The following is an 18,381-nucleotide window of genomic DNA, read 5'->3' on the forward strand; positions in this document are numbered from 1 at the left end:
TCCTTCATGGTGCGTGGGGAGTGGTTCCGCGGCGGGCGAGCGATTGGAGGATCAGGGTGGACATCTCCTCGACGGATTTGTTCGAGGAGTCGACGAAGGGGATCCCGTGCATGTCATAGACGCGGCGGGCCCGGGACAGCTCCCAGCGGGTCTGCTCGATCGAGGCGTAGCGGGAGTCGGCGCGGCGCTCGCTGCGCACGGCGCTGAGCCGCTGCGGGGAGGTGAGCAGCCCGAAGCAGCGATCAGCGATCGTCGCGATCGACTCCGGCAGCACCTCGTCGCCGAGATCCTCATCGACCAGCGGATAGTTCGCCACGAAGATCCCGTGCATGAGCGCGAGATACATGCTGGTGGGGGTCTTGCCACAGCGGGAAGGCGCGATCAGCACCACGTCCGCCTTCTCGATCGCGCGCACGGACTGACCGTCGTCGTGCTCGATCGCGAACTCGACCGCCTGCATGCGGCGGTTGTAGCGGCGGGAGTCGCCCACCCCGTGCAAGCGGGCCGGGGCGTGGTCCCCGGTGACCCCGAGGCGATCCTCGAGCTGAGCGAGATGGCCGCTGACGAAGTCGATGACCGGTGCCTTGGTGGCCCGCAGCTCTTCACGGACCGCCTCGTCGACCACGGTGAGGAAGACCAGCGGCTGCACGGCGCCGTCCATCGCCGCATCGAGGTCGGCCCGCACCTCGCGCGCCTCCTCGACGGTGCGCACGAAGGGCATCAGGCGCCGTTCGAAGGGGACCGAGGGGAACTGCAGCAACAGGGCGTTGCCCATGGTCTCGGCGCTGATGCCGGTGGAGTCGGAGATGAAGAAGACCGGGACGGCGGAGTCCTCGGGCTTCTGGGGCTGGCGCCGCGCGGCAGGAATCTGCGGCGGTGGGATCGGAAGGTCTGCATTCACAGGCGCCCCTTGCTCTGGGCCCGGCGGCAAGGCCACCGGGTACACGACGATGTGCTGGGCTCACCGTAACCGGGAGGCCGAGAGCGGGGCGCTTTCGCGCGGGAAGATGGCGTGACTCACGTCAGCGGTGCACGAGTGCGCGGACGTGCACGCTCACTCGAGCCCATTCACGCAGCAGGGTCAGTCTGCGGACGGTATGGGGATGCACTCTCCCGAGGCTGCGACGCGTCCACTGCGCGGACCCGCGGCGCCGACGCCGGGCTGAGGGCCACGCCCACCAGCACCACCGCGAGCGGCACCACCAGGGCGCCGCGCAGCCCCACCTGCTCACCGAGCAGGCCGAGCGTGGGCGGGCCGACCAGGAAGGCGAGATAGCCGATCGTCGAGGCCAGGGCCACGCGGGCGGCGGGGTTCGGCCCGGAGTCGCCGGCGGCGGAGAGGGCGAGCGGGAAGCCGAGCGAAGCGCCGAGGCCCCAGAGCACCACCGCAAGCACGGCGACCGGCTGGCTGTCCACGAAGGAGATCAGCGCGAGCCCGACCGCCGCGAAGAGCGCGCTGACCATGAGCACCCGCGCCCGGCCCGCCCGAGCCACGATCGGCCCGCCACAGAAGCGGCCGATGGTCATGGCGGCGGCGAAGAGCGCGAACACCGTCGAGCCCATGGTGGCGCCGAAGCCGTGCCCGTCCACCATGATCAGCGGCAGCCAGTCGTTGGCGGTGCCCTCGGCGAGCGCCATCGCCAGCACGATGCCGCCGATGAGCACCAGGCGGGTGTCCTTCCAGAGCGCGGGGCCGGGGCTCGCCGCGGCCTCAGCACGCTCGGCGGCGGTGACCAGGCCGGTCCCGGCGGGGATCGCGCGCAGCGCCCAGAGCAGCAGTCCGGCGCCGAGCACGGCGATCAGGACCAGGTGGGCGACCACCGAGAAGCCGGTCGCATTGGCGAGGATCCCGAGGCCCGCGCCGATCACCGTGCCGAGGCTGAAGCAGCCGTGCAGGGCGGGCAGGAACGGACGGCCGCCCTGCTTCTCGACGTCGGCCCCCTCGACGTTCATCGCCACCTCGCCGCCGCCCATGCCCGCCCCGAAGAGGGCCAGACCCAGCGCGGTCAGCAGCGGCATGCCGCTCGCGGCGCCGACGGCGATCACCGGCATGGCGAGCACTATCAGCGAGGAGCCACCCGCGACGACCGGGCGGGTGCCCCATCGCATCACCAGCGGACCGGAGGACAGGATCCCGATCATGGAGCCGACGGAGAGGCCGAACAGCACCAGGCCCATCTGCGCCGTGGACGCTTCCAGCAGGTCCCGCACCGCCGGCGTGCGGGTGACCCACGCGGACATGCTCAGCCCCGGCAACAGGAACAGCGCATAGAGCGCCCAACGGCGACGGTGCAACGAGATGGGCACGGGGGCTCCTCGACGGGGTCAGGGGGTCAGGCCGGGATCAGCACTCCCACCAGGAAGTCGGCTGCCGCGGGGCGGAGGTCCCAGGTGGAGAAGCGCTGCGCGAGGCGCAGCCCTGCGGCGGCGGCGTCGGCCGTGAAGTCGTCGAGATCGTACCCGCGTTCGAGGCCGAAGCCGACGATCAGCCGCCCCTCGGGAGCGAGGTGCTCGGCGAGTCGCGCCAGGGCCGGCCTGCGCTCCTCGCCCGCGAGGAAGGTGAGCACGTTGCCGGCGCAGAGCTGGAGATCGAACAGCAGCCGTTCGCCGTGCTCCGAGCGCAGGTCGAGCTCGGCGAGGTCACCCACCTCCCAGCGCGCCGCGGGGTGATCTCCTCGCGCCACCTCGATCAGCTGGGGGTCGAGATCCACGCCGAGGACCTGGTGACCGGCGCGGGCGAGATACCCGCCGAGCCTCCCGGTGCCGCACCCGGCATCGAGGATCCGGGCACCCCGCGGGGCCATCGCGTCGAGCAGCCGTGCCTCGCCGTGGATGTCCTTGCCGGAGGCCTCGATCCGGCGCCACCGCTCGGCATAGCCCCGGGCATGATCGGGGTTCTGCCTCACGGCGGCGGTCCAGAGGTTCTCCTGCGGGCCGGGGATCTGTGTCATGCCGTCACGCGGCGATCCGGGAGTCGTCGCGGATCTGGCCTACGAGCTCCTCGAGCATGTCCTCGAGGGTGACGATGCCGATCACGGTGCCGTCCTCGTCGGTGGCGGCACCCAGGTGGGCGCCTGAGTCCTGCATCGCGGTGAGCGCCTGGCGCAGGGGCTCATCGGATCTGATCACCGGCAAGGTGCGGATGCGCTCTGCCGGGATCGGGTGCTCGCGCTGCTCCTGCACGGAGTCCAGCAGGTCCTTGATGTGGACGTAGCCGATCAGCGGGCCGGCGGCCGCCTTCACCGGGAACCGGGAGTACCCCTCGACGGCGGCAGCCTCGGCCTCGGCGGCGGTGACTCCCTCCGGCAGAGAAGAGACCTGGTCCAGCGGGATCACGAGGTTGGCGACGCTGCGGGCTTCGAAGCGGAGCGCCCCCAGCAGGAGCGCCTCGTCGTTGTCCTCGAGCAGCCCTCCCTCACGGGATTCGCTTACCATGGCCGCCACCTCGTTGCGGGTGAAGGCGCTGGTGACCTCTGCCTTCGGGGTGACTCCGAGCATCCGCAGCACGAGGTTGCCGCAGGAGTTCAGCAACCACAGCACCGGGCGGATCACCGTGACGACTCCCATCAGCATCGGTGCCAGGATCAGCGCCATCCGCTCCGGCCCGGCCAGGGCGATGTTCTTGGGCACCATCTCGCCGAATACGACGTGGAGGTAGGTGACCAGGCCCAGGGCGATCACGAAGGAGATCGGGTGCACCAGCGCGCTCGGCACCCCGATCGCCTCGAAAGGCACCTCGAGCAGGTGCGCGATCGCGGGCTCGCTGATCGCGCCGAGCGCGAGGGAGCAGACGGTGATGCCCATCTGGGCGCCGGCCATCATCAGGGAGACCTGCTCCATCGCGGAGATGGTGACCTTCGCGGCCCATTTCCCCTCGAGCGCGGCGGGTTCGATGATCGAGCGGCGGGCAGAGATCAGGGCGAACTCGGCGCCCACGAAGAAGGCGTTGAGGATCAGCAGGAGCAGGGTCAGGGCGAGTCCGGTCGTGGTGCTCATCGGCGCTCCTCCTTCTCATCGTCGTGCTCATCGGGGGTGGCAGCGGGTTCGACCGTGACGTGCACGGTCTCGATGCGGCGGCCATCCACTTCGGTGACCTCGATCCGCAGCCGGGCGGGGTCCTCGCCGGGGGCGGGATCGGTGTCCACCAGGACTTCGTCACCGACCTGCGCGAGGCGACCCAGCTCCATCGTGATCAGGCCCCCGAGGGTGTCGTAGTCCTCGTGCTCGGGCACGGTGACGCCGAGCCGGTCGGTGGCCTCGTCGGGTCGCATCCGGGCGTCGAGATCCCAGGAGCCGTCGGCCTCCGGGGTGTCGTCCATCTCCTCGTCATGCTCGTCGCGCACCTCGCCGACGATCTCTTCGACCAGGTCCTCGAGGGTGATCAGCCCGGCGTGGTCGCCGAACTCGTCGACCACCACCGCCATCTGCAGACCCCCGGAGCGCAGGGTGTCCATCAGGTCGTCCAGCGGCACGGTGTCGGGCACGAAGGTCGCGGTGCCCATCACGGAGTCCACGCGGGTCGCGGGTCGCTCCTCGAAGGGGACGGCCAGGCCGTGGCGGATATGGGTGACGCCCACGACCTCGTTCTCGTCGTCCAGCACCGGGAAGCGCGAGTGGCCGGTGATGCGGGCCAGCTCGAGCAGGTCGGCCACGGAGTGGTCGACGTCCAGCGAGTCCATCCGGCCGCGCGGGACCATCGCGTCGTGGGCGCGGCGGTCGCCGAAGGCGAGCGTGCGCTGGACCAGCGAGGCGGTCTCCTCGGCGAGGGCGCCTTCGTCGGCCGAGCGCTTGACCAGCACGGACAGCTCGTCGGCGCTGCGGGCGGAGCTGAGCTCCTCCTGCGGCTCGACCCCGAGCGCACGCACCACGGCGTTGGCATTGCCGTTGAACAGGCGGATCGGCAGTTTGAAGATCGTGGTGAACAGCCGCTGGAAGCCGACAACATAGCGGGCGGTGCGCAGCGGCTCGGCGATCGCGAGGTTCTTGGGGACCAGCTCACCGAAGATCATGGTGACGCCGGTGGCCAGCACCAGTGCGATGGCCACGGAGATGGACCGGGCGGCGACCGCCCCGAGTCCCATGTCCACCAGGAGCGGACCGATCAGGGCGGCGATCGCGGGCTCGGCGAGGAAGCCGATGCCGAGGTTGGTGACCGTGATCCCGAGCTGCGCCCCGGAGAGCTGCGTGGAGAGGGTCTTCATCCCCTGCAGCACACCGACGGCACGCTTGTCGCCGGACGCTGCGGCCGCCTCCACCTCGTTGCGGTTGGCGGTGATCAGGGAGAACTCGGCGGCAACGAACCCGCCGCAGGCGGCGATCAGCACGAGGCCGACCGCCAAGGATATGAGGGGACCGATCAGGTCCATGGACGGATCCCCCCGGGTGAAGCGTCTGTGTCCAGGCCCGAAGGCCTGGGACTGTCACTGGGGGCGTCGCTGGCGGCGCTCATGGTCTCCTGGTGCTCCTCATGCCCGCTCCGGCTCTCGAAGGCGGATGTCGAAATGCTACAACCCGAACCCTGGGGGTGCGGGAAGGTGTGCATGACCACTCAGCGTTCGTCGGCCCGCCGCTGCAGGAAGGCGGCGATCGCCCGCAGCTCGATCTCATCCACAGCATGGGCGAGATGCGGCCGACGCTCCTCCTCGAGCCGGGTGTGGGCGCGCATGAAGGTGCGGATCTGCTCCTCCCGCTCGGCGTCGAAGTGCGGGTCCATGCCGCCGTGCCCCCACAGCGCGGGCGGGGCGGTCTCGGCGAGCGCGGCATCGCCCGGCATCGGTGCCGGGAACGGGAACCCGGAGAGGTTCACGACGAAATCCAGCGCCGTCGCATCGCGTCGCAGGAGCTGCAGCGCGAGCGCCCCGCCCTGGGAGAACCCGATGGCGCCGACGACGGGGGTGCTCTGCGCGGCGATCCAGTTCTCGACCGCTGCGGCGGATGCCTGCAGTGATTCCGGGTGCTCCGGATCCACAGGCATCTCGCACCAGGCGTAGCCCTGCACATAGGAGTAGATGCCCCGCAGGGACACATAGGCGAAGCTCGTCGGGAGGAACGGGACCAGTCCTGCGAGATCGCCCTCGTGGCTGCCCAGTCCGTGCAGCAGCAGCACGATCGGTGCGTCGGCAGCGCCCGCGGGCACGACGGCATCCTCGTCGATGTGCGGGGAGATGAGCTCGATCGGTGCGTACTGCGGTGCGTTCGTCATGCCAGCAGGCTAGCGGGCAGGGCCGCTTCCCCGCGGGCAGGGGAAGACCCCCAGGTCGCGCGGTGCGCTGGTCGGATGGACGAGATCCGACCCCTGGGGGTCCCGGCAGCTCGGTGGTATTCGCTGCGCGTCCGGATGAACGGTCGCCTCAGCGGCGAGCCACCTCACAAGTCCGATAAGAATTCACTTCTCGGATCACCTCCTTCCGTGTGTCCGACCACCGTAGGCCGACCCGTCCGCGACCGCAATGGAATATTCGCCAGACTCTGAATCGATTGACTTTCGATCGATTTATGCTGATACTCAACGCATGTTCTCTCGCCTCAGCGTCACCCTGCTCCGCATCCTGCTGAGCCTCGCACTGCTGCTCACCGCCGTCCTCCAGCTCGGGGTCCTCCCCTGGCTCTCGGGCGTGCTCGCTGCCGATCTGCCCGACGAGGCGCATATGCGCTGGCCGATCCTGCTGCTGGCGATCGCCGGACTCGCCTGCGTCGAGGTGGCGCTCGTGTGCACGCTGCGTCTGCTCGGCATCACCCGCCGGGACGAGGTGTTCGCCTCCGGCTCTCTGCGCTTCGTGGACGGCATCATCGGGGCTTTCCTGGCCGCGAGCGCGGTATGCGTGGCCACACTGGTCTACCAATCCTTCACCGTCGGCGGCCCTCCCGCCTGGACATTGCTGCTCCTGCTCGGCGCGATCGCCGGGATCGGGATGGGCCTGCTGATGGGCGTGATGCGCACGCTGCTGGTGCAGGCCACGAGGCTGCGCGAGGAGATGGAGGCGGTGATCTGATGCCGATAGTGGTGCGGATCGATGTCGAGCTCGCCCGGCGGAAGCTCTCCGTGGGTGAGTTCGCGGAGCAGGTGGGGATCTCGCTGGCCAATGTCGCAGTGCTGAAGAACGGGCGTGCCAAGGCGGTGCGCTTCAGCACCCTGGCGGCGATGTGCGAGGCGCTCCAATGCCAGCCGGGAGACCTGTTGGAATGGATTTCTGATGCAGACGAAGGTAGACCTTCCGACGGGTGAGGTCGGCATGTGAAGATGGTGTCGGTCCGCAGCCCCGCGCTCGATGAGGAGTACCCGTGCAGTCCGTCCTGACCGATTCCCTGGAGAAGGTGCTCGGCGAGACCGCGCCGCGCCCCGCTGAGCTGATCGGCGGCGCCCACGCCTCCGGCTTCCTCGGGGAGGTGCTGTCCGTCCAGGTCGCCCTCCGACTCGACGAAGGCTCCCCCGGCGCGATCCGCGTCCACCTGGGCGGCCCTCTCGCCGCCCGCGCCCAGGTGCACGCCGTGCGGCGGGTCCCCGTCTCCGCCCCTGCCCCCGAGAACGCCGACGAGCACTACCTGACCACCACCCCGGGCGAATACCCGGACCTGCTCGAACCGCTCCGCGACGACTCCGTGCAGTTGACCCCCGGGATCTGGGAATCACTCTGGATCGACGTCACGGGCACCGAGGAGGCCGATGCCGGCGAACACCCTCTCACCATCACCCTCAGCACCGTCGCCCTCAGCGACGGGACCGGGGAGCAGGTCCTCGCCGAGCACACCGCGCAGCTGCACCTCCACCCGCACCGCCTGCCCGCGCTGTCGCTCACCAACACTCACTGGTTCCACGCCGACAGCCTCTCCACCTACTACGACGTCGAGGTGTTCTCCGAGCGCCACTGGGAGCTGATCGAGGCCTTCCTCGCCTCGGCGCGCGCGATGGACGTGAACTCGGTGCTGACCCCCACTTGGACTCCCCCGCTGGACACCGCCGAGGGCCACACGCGGCCCTTCGTGCAGCTGATCGGGATCCGTGAGCATGACGGCGCCTACGCGTTCGACTTCTCCCGGCTGGACCGCTGGCTGGGGATCTGCCGGACGCTCGGCTTCACCGGCATCGAGGTCGCGCACCTGTTCACCCAGTGGGGTGCTCAGCACACTCCCGCGATCCAGGTGGAGACGGCCGACGGGCTCGAGCACCGCTTCGGCTGGCATGTCGCGGCGACCTCCCCCGAGTATCGCCGCCTGCTGGAGACCCTGATCCCCGCCCTGCGCGCCCATCTGGACCAGCACTGGGACGGCGAGGTCCTCTGGCACATCTCCGATGAGCCGCACCAGAACCAGCTCGAGCAGTATCAGTCAGCGAAGAACCAGGTCTCAGACCTGCTCGAGGGCGTGCGGGTGGTCGACGCGCTCAGCTCCTTCGAGTTCGCCGAGCAGGGCGTGGTGGACACCCCGATCGTAGCCACCAACCACGTCGGCCCCTTCCTCGAAGCGGGCCGGCAGCCGTGGGTGTACTACTGCGTCTCCCAGGGTCGGGATGTCGCCAACCGCTTCATCGCCCAGCCCTCGGTGCGCAATCGGGTGCTGGGTCGGCAGCTCTTCGCCTTCGACGCACCGGGGTTCCTGCACTGGGGCTACAACTTCTGGTGGGCGCAGTTCTCGCTGCACCCGATCGACCCCTTCGAGGACACCTGCGCCGGTGGGCCCTTCTTCGGCGGCGATGCCTTCGCCGTCTATCCGGGTCCCGACGGCACCCCTTGGCTCTCTCTGCGGCATCGCGTATTCGCGCAGGCCATGGCCGATCACCGGGCTCTGACCTGGCTCGCAGAGCTCACCGACCGGCCCAGTGCGAAGGCGCTGATCGATGAGGGAGGCACGCTCACCTATTCGTCGTTCTCCTATGACGTCGGCGAGCACCTGCGGTCGAGGCACGCCGTCGACGAGAAGATCCTCGCGGCCCTGTCCCGCTGAGCCTCAGAGCTCCTCGGGCAGCTCCTGCTCGGCGGTCTCGGCCTCCATGCGGTCCTCATCGCGATTGCCCTGTTCCGCGGCGGTCGTGTCGTCACCTCCGCGGGCGAGGTCCGCGTCGAAGCCGTAGCCGTCGGCGTTGCGGGACTCCGGACCCTCGGCGACGACCCGGTCGGTCTCGAGGGCATCATCGATGCTCACCTCGCCGGGCTCGTCGTCCGCTCCGCGCGCATACTCATCCTGGCTGGTGGCGGCGATGTCGTCGAGCTCCGGGTCTTCGGCGGGGTTCTGCGGCTGTGTCATGGGGTTCCTCCTGAGGGAAGGTCAGCTGAGCGCTTCGATGATCGCCGCGTTGAATGCGTCGAGATCATCGGGGGTGCGGGAGGTGATGAGGCGGAAGCCGGTGGAGTCGTCGACCACCACCTCCTCATCGGCCCATCGCCCGCCCGCGTTGCTGAGATCGGTGCGGATGGTGGGGACCGAGGTGAGCGCGCGGCCATCGGCCAGGCCCGCCTCGACGAGCAGCCAGGGGGCATGGCAGATCGCGGCCACGGGCTTGCCGTCGGCGGCGAAGGATCGCACCAGGAACTGGGCGGTCTCGTCGGCGCGCAGCGAGTCGGCGTTCAGAGTGCCGCCGGGCAGCACCAAGGCATCGAAGTCGGCGGCCTTGACGGAGTCGTAGAGGGCGTCGACCTGGACCTCGGGGCCGGGCTCGCGGTCGCGCACGAGGGTCTTGACGACACCGGCTTCCGGGGCGACCACGGTGACGCTCGCACCTGCCTCACGCAGGGTCGCGAGCGGCCCGGTGATCTCGTCCGTCTCCGTCCCGAAGTTGCTGGTCAGAATCAGGATCTTGCGTCCTTCGAGGGTGCTGTTCATGGCGTCTCCTCACGTCGGGGCTTCCGTACGGCGACCGTATCACCGGCGTTCCGCGCGCCCCCGACCGATCGGACGCCGGGCAGCCTTCGGGTCGCGGAGGCACCGGACCGGGCGCAGGCTTCTGGGCCTGTGCCTTCTCCAGCTTGGCGAGCTGACGGGCAGCGGCCTCACGTTCCGCAGAACGTCAGGAAGTGCTCCCCACCGTCGCCTGCGCCCTCGAGATGCGCATGCTCCGGCCGGAGTTCGAACGGGCGGCTGACCGCATCCAGCATCGTCCGCGCCGGGCCTGGATCCCCGAGGTGCGCGGCCCGCAGCGCGGCATCGAGATGCACATTGCGCGGGACGATCACGGGGTTCACCCGCGCCATCCCCTCGCGAGCGGCTTCCGCCCGCGGCCCGTCACCCCGCATCCCCTGCAGGCGCACCTTCCACTCCTCGAACGGTGCCGAGTCCCGGAACAGCGCTGCCGCGGAGCCCTCGCCGAGCCTCCGGAACAACCCGGTGTGGTCCACTTGCTGCTCCTCCAGCAGCGCGAACAGCTCCGCGCCGAGCTCCTGGACCCCCTCGCCCGGCGGGATCCCGAGCTTCGCCGCGAGCCCTCGCCCATAAGCCTCCTGATACCAGCCCTCGTACTGCTCGAGCACCGCAGTCGCCTGCTCTACCGCGAGGTTCGGCTCCTCCCCGATCAGCGGCACCAGGGTCTCGGCGAAGCGGGAGAGGTTCCACAGGGCAATGCCGGGCTGGTTGCCGTAGGCGTAGCGGCCGCCGCGGTCGATCGAGCTGAACACCGCCCCACGACGGTGGACGTCGAGCACGGCGCAGGGTCCGTAGTCGATGCCCTCCCCCGAGAGCGTCACGTTGTCGGTGTTCAGCACGCCGTGCACGAAGCCGGCCAGCATCCACTGCGCCACCAGCTCCGCCTGCGCCCGGGTCACCGCCTCGAGCAGCCCGAGCGGTCCGTCGGCCTGGGGATGATGGCGCTGGATCGTGTACTCCACGAGCCGTTCGCGCACCTCGGGATCGAGATTCCAGGTGGCATGCTCGAAGGTCCCCACACGCAGGTGACTGGCGGCGACCCGCACCAGCAGCGCACCCGGCTCCGGGGTCACGCCCTGGCGCGGGGCGATCCGCTCCCCGGTGCTGAGAACGGCGAGAGCCCGGGTGGTCGGGACCCCGAGGGCGTGGAGCCATTCACCGATGACGGCCTCGCGGAGCATCGGCCCCAGCGGCGCCTTCCCATCGCCTCCCCGCGCGAAGGGAGTGCGTCCGGCGCCCTTTAGATGCAGGTCCCGCCGATTGCCGCGGGTATCCACGAGATCTCCGAGCAGCACGGCCCGGCCATCCCCGAGCTGAGGGTTCGGGCTGCCGAACTGGTGCCCTGCATAGGCTTGCGCCGTCGTGCCGTCGATCTGCCCGGTGAGCAGCGAGAGGCCCTCCTCCCCCCGCAGCCAGTCCGGGGAATACCCGAGTTCGCGCGCCAGCTCCTCGTTCAGCCACACCAGCTCGGGACGCGGGGGCACCTCGGCACGCCAGGGGACCGACAGCTCGGGAATCGCTGCGGCGTAGGACTGCTCCAGGGAGATCTCCATCCCTCGATCCTCCCACCCCCGCGACCGGCACCGGAAGTTGACGCCCGCTCCCCGGAACCGTCACACTGGGAACGCATTGTGCAACCCGGTTACCGAATCGTCCCGGGGCGACGACCCCGAGGGCGGACCGTTCGATGACCACAGCTTCTGCGGTGCGCCACTCCAATGCCCGTGACTGCCTGCTCGTCCTGCGCGACGCTGGCCAGGCTCTCACCGTCGCCGAGCTCGCCTCCGCCACCGGTCTCTCCCGCCCCACCGTCGATGCCGTGCTGCAGGACCTGGGAGCAGTCGGAGCCGCTGTGCCCGCTCCCGTCGCCACCTCTGGAGCGGCCGGCCGGCCCGCCCGCCGCTTCTCCTTCGAGCCTGCGGTCTCGAGCATCGCGGCGCTGGACATCGGCGCCCGCACCGTGCGCTGCCTGGTCACCGACGCCGCGGGCGAGCTTCTCGCCCAGGCCGTCATTCCTCTCAGCAGCGCTGATCCGCTCGAGACGCTCGAGGGAGCGATCCGCGAGACCGGACATGCGCCGAGCGCTCTCGGCATCGCAGCCCCAGGCATCCTCGGGCCCGACGGCCGGATCACCCAGAGCCTCGCCACGCCAGGCCTCGTGGGGCTGGACCTCGCCGGGGAGCTCACGCGCCGCCTCGGCTGCCCGGTGGCGGTCGAGAACGACATCAAGCTCGCGGCCTTCGCCGAGCACCACCGCGACGCCGAGGCGGACAGCATGCTGTTCGTGCAGCTCGGCAACCGGATCTCGGTCGCGGCGATCCTCGAGGGCCGGATCCTGCAGGGCGCCCATCGCCTCGCCGGCGAGCTCGGCAGCCAGCGCGGAATGCGCTGGACCGCGAACTCGGAGAGAGGGCGCCTGCGCTGGTCCACCGGGGATGAGGCCAAGCCGCTGCTGGACCGGGCCGCGCGCGGCGACGCCGCCGCACAGCGCGAGATCGAGGAGTTCTGCATCCAGATCGCTCCCCGGCTCGCCACCGTGCTGCTGACGCTCGACCCCGCCCGGGTGGTCATCGGAGGCGGCCTCTCCCGCGCCGGCGACACCCTGCTCGATCCCCTGCGTCGCGCGCTCGACGAACTCCTGGTGACCGGACAGCCCCCGGAACTGGTCGCCGCGCGCCTGACCACCGACGGCGCGCTGGTCGGCGCTCTCGGCCTCGCCTTCACCCACGGCTCGACACAGGTCTTCGGGATTCCCGAGGTCCCTGCCCCCTGGTCACGCCTTCTCGACGCCCGCGCCTGATCCCGCACACACGTCCCCGCCCCCGAAAGAACCTCATGACCTCCGATATCACCTTCGGCTTCAGCTCCTACAGCTTCCATTCCAAGCTCTCCACCGGAGAGATGACGCTGCCACAGGTCATCGAGTGGGTCGCCGCGAGCGAGGGCGAGCATCTCGAACTCGCCATCCTCGGCGATGACGCGAACTCCCCCCTCCCGAACATCGCCTCCGAACCCACCTACGTCGACCAGATCCGCTCCGCCGCAGAGACCGCCGGAGTGCCCCTGAGCAACCTCGCCGTCGGTGCGGACCTCTCCACCGGTGACCCGCAGCAGATCGAGCGGGTGAAGCAGTATGTGGATCTCGCCGAGCGGCTCGGGATCACCCGGATGCGCCACGACGTGGTCCCGCACAGAGGCCATGAGGGGGACGACACCCCGCTGTTCGAGCAGGTCCTGCCCTCGATCGTCGCTGCCTGCAAGGAGATCGCGCAGTACGCCGCAGCCAAGGGCATCACCACCAGCATCGAGAACCATGGGTTCTTCGTGCAGTCCGCGGAGCGGGTGCGGCGGATCATCCACGCGGTCGACGAGCCGAACTTCCTCACCACCCTGGACGTCGGCAACTTCGTGTGCGTGGACGAGACGCCCGAGGTCTCGGTCGCCCAGAACCTCCCCTACGCGATGGTCGTGCACTTCAAGGACTTCTACCTCCGACCGGCCGACGCCGCTCCCGGCGCCGGCTGGTTCCGCAGCCGCGGCGGCAAGCACCTGCGCGGGGCAGTGGTCGGCAACGGCGACATCGACCTGCGCGCGGTGGCCCTGGCGATCAGAGAGTCCGACTTCGCGGGCTTCGCCGCGATCGAGTTCGAGGGCTGGGAGGACTGCCTGCTCGGCTGCGAGCGTGGAATCGCCTATGCCAAGAGCCTGTTCGTCTGACCCGCAGCACCCAAGTCCATCCCTGTCACGAAAGAGATCACCATGTCGAAGTTCCGAATCGGCGTCATCGGCGCCGGCACCATCGCTCAGTCCCACCTCACCGCGTACTCGAAGAATCCCGATGTCGAGCTGATCGCGGTGGCTGACATGAACCTCGAGCGGGCCCAGACCGTGGCCGACGAATACGGCGCCCGGCGCGCCTACTCGGATCCGCAGGAGCTGCTCGCCGACCCCGAGATCGATGGGGTCTCCATCTGCACCTGGAACAACTCCCACGCCTCCTGGGCGATCGCGGCGATCGAGGCGGGCAAGCATGTGCTGGTGGAGAAGCCGATCGCCCGCACCCTCGCCGAGGCCGAGCAGATCCAGCAGATGGTCGAGGCGAGCGACCGGGTGGTGCAGGTGGGCTTCGTCCGTCGCCATTCCCCGAACTGCCAGGTGCTGAAGTCCTTCATCGACGCCGACGAGCTGGGCGAGATCTACTACGCCAAGGCCAGCTGCATCCGCCGGGTGGGCAACCCTGGTGGCTGGTTCGCGGACAAGGAGATCTCCGGCGGCGGCCCGCTGCTGGATATCGGCATCCATGTGCTCGATCTCTGCTGGTACCTGATGGGCAGTCCCAAGGTGGTCTCGGTCAGCGGGAACACCTACGACAAGCTCGGCAGCCGCGGGAACGTCACCACGATGCCCCGTTACAAGGCCGCGGACTACGACCCCAGCAAGAACACCGTCGAGGATCTCGCCAACGCCGTGATCCGCTTCGAGAACGGCGCCTCGCTGCTGCTGGACTGCTCGTACTCGCTGCATGCCACCAAGGACTCGATCGATGTCTCGGTGTATGGCGAGAAGGGCGGGGCGGTGCTCGAGCCTGCGCTCCATATCGCCACCGAGATGCACGACTCGGTGGTGAACATCGAGCCGCAGATCGCCTCGCGCAGCTTCGAGTTCGGCGTCGGCTTCGCGAACGAGATCCAGAACTTCGTGGATGCCTCGCTGGGCCGGGCGGAGTCGATCGCCCCGGCCTGGCACGGCGTCGAGATCGTGCGGATCCTGGAGGCGATCTACAAATCGGCGGCCGAAGGTCGGGAGATCTCTCTGGTCTGAGGCCGGCCTGCGCGGCTGCCATCAATGTCAGGCACTGCGAGGAATGCGTGCTGCTCACGTCGCCGAACTGCTGACACCTCGAACACCCAGTTCAGCCCTGCACTCCACGCAGAGCTGACATCGATGTGAGGCCGCAGAGGCGTCCGACCCCGGGGCTGCTCTCGACGTCGTAGAACCTGTTGACTTCACCCACCATGACATCCAGGCTGGGGCCATGCGGCCCGTCCACTGATGCGATGGCGCTTCGAGGGCCGCGCGGGCGAGGAGGCTCATCGATGTCCAGCAACCGTGCGATCGCATACAAGGGACCTGGCGAGGTCGAAGTCATCGACATCGACTATCCGACCTACGAGCTGAAGGACGGGCCGGGGGTGAACCCGGCGAATATCGGCCGCCAGCTCCCGCACGCGGCGATCCTCAAGGTCGTGACCACGAACATCTGCGGCTCGGACCAGCACATGGTGCGCGGCCGGACCACAGCTCCCGTGGATCTGGTGCTCGGGCACGAGATCACCGGTGAGGTGATCGAGACCGGACCGGGCGTGGAGTTCATCAAGAAGGGCGACCTGGTGTCGGTCCCCTTCAACATCTCCTGCGGCCGGTGCGAGATGTGCAAGAACCGTCGCACCGAGATCTGCCTGAATGTGAACCCGGATCGTCCTGGCAGCGCCTACGGCTATGTGGACATGGGCGGCTGGGTCGGCGGCCAGGCGGAGTATGTGCTGGTCCCTTACGCGGATTGGAATCTGCTGAAGTTCCCGGACAAGGACCAGGCCATGGAGAAGATCCTGGACCTGACCATGCTCTCGGACATCTTCCCCACTGGCTTCCACGGAGCAGTCTCGGCCGGCGTCGGCCCGGGATCCTCGGTCTATATCGCGGGAGCGGGACCGGTGGGCACGGCTGCGGCCGTGGGCGCGCAGCTGCTGGGCGCCTCGGTGGTGATCATGGCCGATATGAACGCGGATCGGCTGGCCAACGCCGCGAAGTTCGGCTGCGAGACGATCGACGTGTCGAAGGAGGATCCCCGCGAGGGTATCGCCCGGATCCTGGGACGCGAGGAGGTCGATGCCGGAGTGGACGCTGTCGGCTTCGAGGCACGCGGTCATGGCAAGGACGCGAAGGAGGCACCGGCGACGGTGCTGAACACCCTGATGGACGTGACGCGGGCCGGTGGCGCGATGGGCATCCCCGGGCTGTACGTCACTGGCGATCCGGGCGGCGTGGATGAGGCCGCACAGCAGGGTTCGCTCTCGCTGCGGCTCGGATTGGGCTGGGCGAAGGCACTCTCGTTCACCACCGGTCAGTGCCCGGTGATGAGATACCACCGTCAGCTGATGGAAGCGATCCTGCATGACAAGGTGCAGATCGCGGATGCCGTCAACGCGGTGGCGATCTCCCTCGACGACGCTCCTGCCGGCTACCAGAAGTTCGATGCCGGAGTGGCGACGAAGTACGTCATCGATCCGCACGGCGTGACCGGGAAGGTGCAGCCGGTCTGAGGATGCTTCGCACGCCCGCTCCCGGTCAGCCCGGGGGCGGGCGTCGCGCCGGTCAGAAGGGCGGTTCGGTCTCGTCGTAGGTGAGGCCGGGTGGGATGATTCGGCGGCCGCGATGTCGAGCCCACGCGGCGCGGCGGTCTTCTGCCGCGCGTTCTTGCCGGGGTCGGGCTTTCTCTTCGGCGTGGAGGCGCAGCGCGTCCTCGTGGGCGCGTTGGTAGGTCCGCCAATCCCGGTCGAGGATCCGGGCGAGGCGTGGGGTCAGCAGATCCGTGTCCTCTACCGTGCGTAGCCGGATATCCCGCCCGATATCCCACGTCGTCGCGAGCGGCCCAGCGGTCGTGGTCCCGTCACCACCAGCGGGGTCATCGGCCGGGTCACGTTCGGGGTCGATCATGCCTGCGGTCTTCTGTTTGTGGTGGAGCCAGCAGAGGCGGTGCAGATTCCATAGCGAGGTCTGCCCACCCTGGCCCGGGTGGTCGTGGTCGTATTCGATGATGTGGTCATCTTCCGCGGCGATCACCGTGGTCCGGGTGCAGCCCGGCACCGCACACACGGGGTGCCGCAGCCGCAGCTGCAGCCGCATCTGGGCGGTGGGTGAGTAGGTCTCCGCCGTCACCGGCAGGTACGCGCCGGTGATCGGGTCGGTGAGGATCCGCTGCCACGTCGGCTCACCCGCAGCCAGGTCTCGGGCGAGCTCTGCGGGCAGGGGCGTCATCCCATCCAGCATCGCCGGCGCGTCACTATGGCCCATCAGGGTCAGGGCCGGGACGGTGACCAGGATCTTGTACGGCCGTACTGTCTCCTCGACCGGATCGATATCCAGGACCGAATGCGTCAAAATCGCATACCTGAGCGTCCGGAGCGACAAGGCCGTCCCTCGGTCGGCGAGGTCACGATCAATATCGAACGGCAACGGTCCCTCCGCCCCGGCTTCGAGCGCGTGACGCTGAGCCTTCTGGACGGTGCGGGCGGCGATATCGAGCCGGTGGGCAAGGGCCTGGATCTCCGGGATCGGACCGGTCACCATCAGCGACGCGGTCCCCGTCTCGGTATCAACCCCCACGATCTCCACATTCCGTGACTGCGACGGCAGGGCAGGCAGAGTCCCGGCGGTCGCGAGAGCGACACCGAGGCGGACCTGCTTCTCGAACGTGTCCTGCGAGACCGACGGGATCTGGACCGCCGCCATATGCGCATCCACCTCCCGGGCCTGGTCCTCGGTCAGGCGACGGGTGTGGCGGATCAGGTAGTGGTGCCAGTCCTCGGGCAGCTCCCCGCGCCGCAGATACGTGAACGTCACCGGCATCCACGCAACCGCCAGATGCGCATCACGCACCATCGCGTGGGCCTGGAGATAGGTGCACCGCAGCCCGGCGGCGACCTTCAACGCGGTGATGTCCGCGTCATCGAGCACGCCCTGCACCTCGGGATCCTCCCGAAAGAACGTCGAGAGCTGACGCAGCTGATGCGCCCGCAGACTCGCCCGGAACCGCATCGTCCGATGCAGATCCATCACCCGCCCCGCATCCAGACTCCCCGGAACGGCTTCCTCGAGGATGTACTCCGCGTCCAACTCCCGCCGCGCCCGCACCCTCCACGCCGGCAGGCCTTCCGGAGCGGTACCGGGCTCGGCAGAGGAGCCGGGCGCGGGTTCAGCGGGAGCATCAGGCGCACCAGGCTCCGCTACGGCGTTGGGCGAATCTACGGCACCGGCGACAGCGGGGACCGAGGAGCGCGCGGCAGAGACATCGCTGTCAGCCGCGGCTTGCTCGGCAGGACCGTCCTCACGCGCAGGGGCCCCGGCCGGCTGCTGACCCGCCGCGTCGTCGGACGCGAACTGACCCTCCTCGAACTCACCCACCGAAACCCCTCCTCCCCGCCCACCAAAAACCTGTTCATCAATTCTGGGACACCCCTCAATACTAATTCCCCACCGCCGCTTACTGAAGGGTCAGTGCGAAATGGGGATGAATCTGTGGATAACCCACGAGTGGGGAGGAACCGTCGCACAAAGGGAAGACAGACGAGGCGCCACTGAAGCGCAACCGCGGCACCGGTAGGCACGATTGAGCACCAGCGGAACACCGCCACTGGGGCACGACGCACCTGGTGGTGCGTCCAGAACCCGCCGAGAGGGCCAGCGGCGGCGGCGCCCGCAGGAAACATGTTCCGCACAGAAGAACACTGCCGGCGACATCAACGTCGG

Annotated in this window: 17 protein-coding genes; 7 read left to right on the top strand and 10 right to left on the bottom strand. The window is 69.1% G+C overall.

What is annotated here, in order from left to right; genetic code table 11:
- Positions 1-4: 4 nt before the first annotated feature.
- From ABD893_RS02030 to ABD893_RS02055, 6 genes are all read right to left on the bottom strand, one after another.
- Complete coding sequence (locus tag ABD893_RS02030; protein WP_345075857.1) at positions 5-901, bottom strand: pyruvate, water dikinase regulatory protein; 897 nt, start codon at positions 899-901, stop codon at positions 5-7.
- Between the two features lie 167 nt (positions 902-1,068).
- The gene (locus ABD893_RS02035; RefSeq protein ID WP_345075858.1) at positions 1,069-2,307 is read right to left on the bottom strand and encodes an MFS transporter; all 1,239 of its coding nucleotides are present in this window, start codon (positions 2,305-2,307) and stop codon (positions 1,069-1,071) included.
- 26 nt (positions 2,308-2,333) lie between these two features.
- Positions 2,334-2,951, bottom strand: a complete 618-nt coding sequence (locus ABD893_RS02040; protein WP_345075860.1) for a class I SAM-dependent methyltransferase — start codon at positions 2,949-2,951, stop codon at positions 2,334-2,336.
- 4 nt (positions 2,952-2,955) lie between these two features.
- Entirely contained in the window at positions 2,956-3,996 is a 1,041-nt protein-coding gene (locus ABD893_RS02045; protein WP_345075861.1) for a hemolysin family protein, read from the bottom strand.
- The gene (locus ABD893_RS02050) at positions 3,993-5,366 is read right to left on the bottom strand and encodes a hemolysin family protein (RefSeq protein ID WP_345075862.1); all 1,374 of its coding nucleotides are present in this window, start codon (positions 5,364-5,366) and stop codon (positions 3,993-3,995) included. Before ABD893_RS02050 ends, ABD893_RS02045 begins: the two co-directional genes overlap by 4 nt.
- 182 nt (positions 5,367-5,548) lie before the next feature.
- Complete coding sequence (locus ABD893_RS02055; protein WP_345075863.1) at positions 5,549-6,202, bottom strand: alpha/beta hydrolase; 654 nt, start codon at positions 6,200-6,202, stop codon at positions 5,549-5,551.
- A gap of 310 nt (positions 6,203-6,512) precedes the next feature.
- Between ABD893_RS02055 and ABD893_RS02060 the strand changes: the two genes are divergently transcribed.
- From ABD893_RS02060 to ABD893_RS02070, 3 genes are read left to right on the top strand one after another with little or no spacing between them, the layout of a single operon-like run.
- Positions 6,513-6,992, top strand: coding sequence for a DUF2975 domain-containing protein (locus tag ABD893_RS02060; protein ID WP_345075864.1), 480 nt, complete (start codon positions 6,513-6,515; stop codon positions 6,990-6,992).
- A complete protein-coding gene (locus tag ABD893_RS02065) occupies positions 6,992-7,225 on the top strand; it encodes a helix-turn-helix domain-containing protein (protein ID WP_345075865.1) in 234 nt (77 codons plus the stop codon). Before ABD893_RS02060 ends, ABD893_RS02065 begins: the two co-directional genes overlap by 1 nt.
- Positions 7,226-7,281: 56 nt before the next feature.
- Positions 7,282-8,940 carry a glycoside hydrolase domain-containing protein gene (locus ABD893_RS02070; RefSeq protein WP_345075866.1) on the top strand — a complete coding sequence of 553 codons (1,659 nt, stop codon included), beginning with the start codon at positions 7,282-7,284 and terminating at the stop codon, positions 8,938-8,940.
- Positions 8,941-8,943: 3 nt separating this feature from the next.
- Here the strand turns inward: ABD893_RS02070 and ABD893_RS02075 are convergent, their stop codons facing one another.
- The 3 genes from ABD893_RS02075 to ABD893_RS02085 form a co-directional block, all read right to left on the bottom strand.
- On the bottom strand, positions 8,944-9,240 hold the full coding sequence (locus ABD893_RS02075) for a hypothetical protein (RefSeq protein WP_345075867.1): 297 nt from the start codon (positions 9,238-9,240) through the stop codon (positions 8,944-8,946).
- 21 nt (positions 9,241-9,261) lie between these two features.
- On the bottom strand, positions 9,262-9,816 hold the full coding sequence (locus ABD893_RS02080) for a type 1 glutamine amidotransferase domain-containing protein (RefSeq protein ID WP_345075868.1): 555 nt from the start codon (positions 9,814-9,816) through the stop codon (positions 9,262-9,264).
- A 167-nt stretch (positions 9,817-9,983) separates the two neighbouring features.
- Positions 9,984-11,405 carry a protein adenylyltransferase SelO gene (locus tag ABD893_RS02085; RefSeq protein ID WP_345075869.1) on the bottom strand — a complete coding sequence of 474 codons (1,422 nt, stop codon included), beginning with the start codon at positions 11,403-11,405 and terminating at the stop codon, positions 9,984-9,986.
- Between the two features lie 134 nt (positions 11,406-11,539).
- Here ABD893_RS02085 and ABD893_RS02090 point away from each other — a divergent pair, with 134 nt between their 5' ends.
- From ABD893_RS02090 to fdhA, 4 genes are all read left to right on the top strand, one after another.
- Positions 11,540-12,652, top strand: a complete 1,113-nt coding sequence (locus tag ABD893_RS02090; RefSeq protein ID WP_345075870.1) for an ROK family transcriptional regulator — start codon at positions 11,540-11,542, stop codon at positions 12,650-12,652.
- 35 nt (positions 12,653-12,687) lie between these two features.
- Entirely contained in the window at positions 12,688-13,569 is an 882-nt protein-coding gene (locus tag ABD893_RS02095) for a sugar phosphate isomerase/epimerase family protein (protein WP_345075871.1), read from the top strand.
- A gap of 42 nt (positions 13,570-13,611) precedes the next feature.
- Positions 13,612-14,673, top strand: coding sequence for a Gfo/Idh/MocA family protein (locus tag ABD893_RS02100; RefSeq protein WP_345075872.1), 1,062 nt, complete (start codon positions 13,612-13,614; stop codon positions 14,671-14,673).
- Between the two features lie 275 nt (positions 14,674-14,948).
- On the top strand, positions 14,949-16,175 hold the full coding sequence (gene fdhA, locus ABD893_RS02105; protein ID WP_345075873.1) for a formaldehyde dehydrogenase, glutathione-independent: 1,227 nt from the start codon (positions 14,949-14,951) through the stop codon (positions 16,173-16,175).
- Positions 16,176-16,227: 52 nt separating this feature from the next.
- Here the strand turns inward: fdhA and ABD893_RS02110 are convergent, their stop codons facing one another.
- Positions 16,228-18,036 (bottom strand): HNH endonuclease signature motif containing protein, encoded by a 1,809-nt coding sequence (locus tag ABD893_RS02110; RefSeq protein WP_345075874.1) that lies wholly within the window; start codon positions 18,034-18,036, stop codon positions 16,228-16,230.
- Positions 18,037-18,381 lie beyond the last annotated feature (345 nt).

Source organism: Brachybacterium paraconglomeratum (genome assembly GCF_039541415.1).
Lineage (GTDB): Bacteria > Actinomycetota > Actinomycetes > Actinomycetales > Dermabacteraceae > Brachybacterium > Brachybacterium paraconglomeratum_A.